We start from the raw sequence: 3,431 nt of genomic DNA, 5'->3' as shown, positions 1-3,431 counted from the left end.
GGCTTCACCGCGATCAACGTGGACACCTCGGACGCCGCGAAGCGCGACCAGAACGTCATCATCCCGGTGGTGCTGGTGGTCATCGCAGTCAGCCCGGGAATGGCGGTCCCGTCCACCCAGGTGCGTAGCTGACCGGCCGCGCCATCCACCATGAACTCCACGCAGGTCCACCGGTTGGTGGGCAGTGGCAGGCTCTGCGCCACCCCGGCCGGGCTCTGCTCGGGCAGGGTCGCGTCGTCGGAGGCGCGGTTCCACTGCAGGGCGCCGTTCTGGCCACCCAACCGCAGGTCCCTGTTGCCGTCGGCCGCGTCGGCCATCGCCATCATCGTCGTGTGTTCGGTGGGTTGGGCGGTGGTGTGCCGCACCCAGATCCGGCCGTACCGGACGTTGCCCACGCTGCCGAGGTTCTTCGTGGATCTGATGAAGACGTGATTGCAGTACCCGGCGGCGCCGTTGATCCGGACCGACCGGCTGCCGCTGTGTGCGGTCGCCGTGTCGATGGTGGCGGTACCCGCGCCGGAACAGTCCGGGCTCACCACGGTCCAGTCACCGGATGGCGTCGAACCGGTCTGGCCCTCGAAGCCGTCGCAGAGCACCGCGCCGGCACACCCGGCCGGCGGCTCGGTGGTGGGCGGAGGCGTGGTCGGCGGAGGCGTGGTGGGCGGTGGGGTGGTGGGTGGAGGCGTCGTCGGCGGTGGGGTGGTCGGCGGCGTGGCGCCGTTGCACGGCACGCCGTTCAGGCTGAACCCGGTCGGGGCGCCACCACTGGTGCCGTACGTGCCCTGCAACCCGAACTCGGTGGATCCGCCGGCCGGGATACTGCCGTTGTACGACGCGTTGCGGGCGGTCACCGTCGATCCGGACTGGCTGACCGTGGCGTTCCAGCCGCTGGTGACCCGCTCGTCCCCGGCGTACGTCCAGGTGACGGTCCAACTGGAGACGGCGGCGTCCCCCGGGGAGACCTTGACGGTGGCGGTGAATCCGCCGGGCCACTGGTTGGGTGTGTAGTCGACCCGGCAGCCCTGGGCGGCGGTGGCCGGGCCGGTGAGCAGGGCCGCTCCGGTGGTGGTCGCGGCGGCCAGCGCGGCGGCGACCACCAGGGTCGCGGCGGGGCGGGCACGGAAAATCGTCATGAAGGGTCCTTCTGCCATCGAGCTGAGCGGAGGCGGCACGGCGGCGCGTCCTGGACGGACGCGGCGTGGCAACGTGCCCTGGATGCGGCGCGGCGGTGCGCCACAGCGACCGGTCGCGCGTACGACCGACATGCCCGGCTCGGGGTGGACCTGTCAGCCGCCGACGGCCCGGTCCCCCGGACCCCGGCGGCGCCCACCCTCAATCTATTGACGAATGCCGATCGAATCAAGCGCCGGCGGCGCTACCCAGCCGCGGCGATCATGCGGTTTCGGTTGTCGACACAGACGGGATGCCCTTTATGTCGGGACAGCAAGAGCAAGATCGCCGAGCAAGGGACAGCGAAGAATGCTCCGGGCTCGTGTCGATCCGCGGGCCGCCCGTTCGACGTGGGGATGCTGGGGTCGAGAGGCGGCCCGCCGGATGAGGAGAACGCGATGTCGAAGTACATGTTGATCATGCGGGGCACCGATGAGACGAACGCGGCCATGATGGCCAACCTCGACGAGATGATGGCCGCCACCCGCCAGTTCATCGAGGACATGATGAAGGCCGAGGTTCTCGTCGCGGCCGAGGGGCTGGACGATCCGCGCCAGGGCGTCGTTGTCGACTTCGGTGGCGAGGCACCGGTGGTGACCGACGGTCCGTACGGCGAGACCAGGGAGTTGTTCGGAGGCTACTTCCTGCTCGATGTCGCCACGAAACAGGAGGCGGTCGCGTGGGCCACGCGGGTCCCGGCGGTCCGCGGGTCCAAGATCGAGGTCCGGCGGGTGGCCGAGGCCGACGAGGTCCCGCAGGGCGGCGAGAGCAACGGCCAGGTCTGATGGGTACGGCCGACGTCGAGGCCGTCTGGCGGATCGAGTCGGCGCGGATCGTGGCCGCGCTGACCCGGTTCACCGGTGACTTCGGGCTGGCAGAGGACGCGGCCCAGGAGGCGGTGGCCGAGGCGCTGGTGTCCTGGCCGCGCGCCTCTCCGGCCAATCCGGCCGGGTGGCTGATGGCCACGGCCCGGCGGCGGGCGATCGACGCGATCCGCCGCCGGGTCGCCCTCCACGAGCGGTACGCCCTGTTGGCGGCCGATCCCGCGCTCGATCAGGACATCGACACCGACCGAATCGATGACGATGTGCTGGCGCTGATGTTCGTGAGCTGCCACCCGGTGCTCTCCCGCGAGTCGCAGGTGGCGCTGACCCTGCGGGTGGTCGGCGGCCTGTCCAGCGAGGAGGTCGCCCGTGCGTTCCTGGTGCCGGTGCCGACCGTGCAGGCCCGCATCACCCGCGGCAAGAAGGCGATCACTGCGGCCGGGGTGCCGTTCGAGCTGCCGCCGGCCGCTGAGCGCCGCGAGCGGCTGGGCGGCGTGCTCAACGTCCTCTACGTGATCTTCACTGAGGGGTCGACTGCCACGTCGGGCGACCACCTGCTGCGCCCCGACGTGGCGTACGAGGCGATCCGGCTGGCCCGCACACTTGCCGCGCTCCAACCGGACGAGCCGGAGGTGCACGGCCTGCTCGCCCTGTGCGAGCTGACGGCCGCGCGTTTCCCGGCCCGGACCGACCCGGACGGCACCCCGATCCTTCTCGCGGAGCAGGACCGCCGGCTGTGGGACTTCCCGGCGATCCGCCGTGGGCTGGCCGCGCTGGCCAGGGCAGCGCAGCGCGGCCTCGGCCCCTACGGTCTACAGGCCGCGATCGCGGCCACGCATGCGTCGGCCCCCTCGGTCGAGGAGACTGACTGGGCCCGGATCGTCCGGCTCTACGAGACACTCGGCAGGGTCGCGCCCTCGCCGGTGGTCGAACTCAACCGGGCCGTCGCCGTCGCCATGGCCTCGGGTCCGGCACCAGCCCTGGCCATCGTGGACGCGCTGATCGCCGCCAGCCGGCTCTCCGGGTCACACCTCGTCCCGACCGTGCGCGGCGAGTTGCTGACCCGCCTCGGCCGGCTTCCGGAGGCGCGCGCCGAGCTGGAGCTGGCCGCCCGGCTCTGCGCCAATCAGCGCGAACGCTCGGTGCTGCTGCGCAAGGCGGCCGCGCTGAGCTGACGTAAGGCCTGTTTCATAAGGGCGGTCGAGCCGAGGCGGAGTCCGGGCGGCGATCCGGCAAGGCGCGGTTTCGTCCGGATACCGGTGTTGTATTCGGACGAAACCGCAACGCCGCCGGTCGTCGTCCGGGCCCGCCGCAGGCCGGCCAGTTCTTATGAAACAGGCCTTAGCTTGATCTTTAACCTGTGCGGCGTGGCCTTGGGGTATTCGAAGTGTTCGTTTTCTTTGTGTCGCGTTTCGGTTTTGTGCTGGTGGCGGTGGC

At 71.1% G+C, this 3,431-nt stretch carries 3 protein-coding genes; 2 read left to right on the top strand and 1 reads right to left on the bottom strand.

Features of this window, described 5'->3' with window-relative positions; all coding sequences use genetic code 11:
• On the bottom strand, positions 1-1,133 hold a 1,133-nt coding region (locus ABZ749_RS32085; RefSeq protein WP_357234434.1), incomplete at its 3' end, for a cellulose-binding domain-containing protein.
• 435 nt (positions 1,134-1,568) lie between these two features.
• Between ABZ749_RS32085 and ABZ749_RS32080 the strand changes: the two genes are divergently transcribed.
• Positions 1,569-1,955, top strand: a complete 387-nt coding sequence (locus ABZ749_RS32080) for a YciI family protein (RefSeq protein WP_357234431.1) — start codon at positions 1,569-1,571, stop codon at positions 1,953-1,955.
• Entirely contained in the window at positions 1,955-3,169 is a 1,215-nt protein-coding gene (locus tag ABZ749_RS32075; RefSeq protein WP_357234428.1) for a DUF6596 domain-containing protein, read from the top strand. The genes ABZ749_RS32080 and ABZ749_RS32075 overlap by 1 nt, the downstream gene beginning before the upstream one ends.
• Positions 3,170-3,431: the final 262 nt, after the last annotated feature.

Origin of the sequence: Micromonospora sp. NPDC047753, assembly GCF_040642735.1 — a bacterium.
GTDB lineage: Bacteria > Actinomycetota > Actinomycetes > Mycobacteriales > Micromonosporaceae > Micromonospora.
The sequence above is the reverse complement of the archived record's forward strand: the minus strand, read 5'-3'. Positions and strand labels throughout refer to the sequence as shown.

Coding starts and splice junctions, on each gene's coding strand:
- ABZ749_RS32080 (WP_357234431.1), top strand. CDS start 1,569: ATGTCGAAGTACATGTTGATCATGCGGGGCACCGATGAGACGAACGCG.
- ABZ749_RS32075 (WP_357234428.1), top strand. CDS start 1,955: ATGGGTACGGCCGACGTCGAGGCCGTCTGGCGGATCGAGTCGGCGCGG.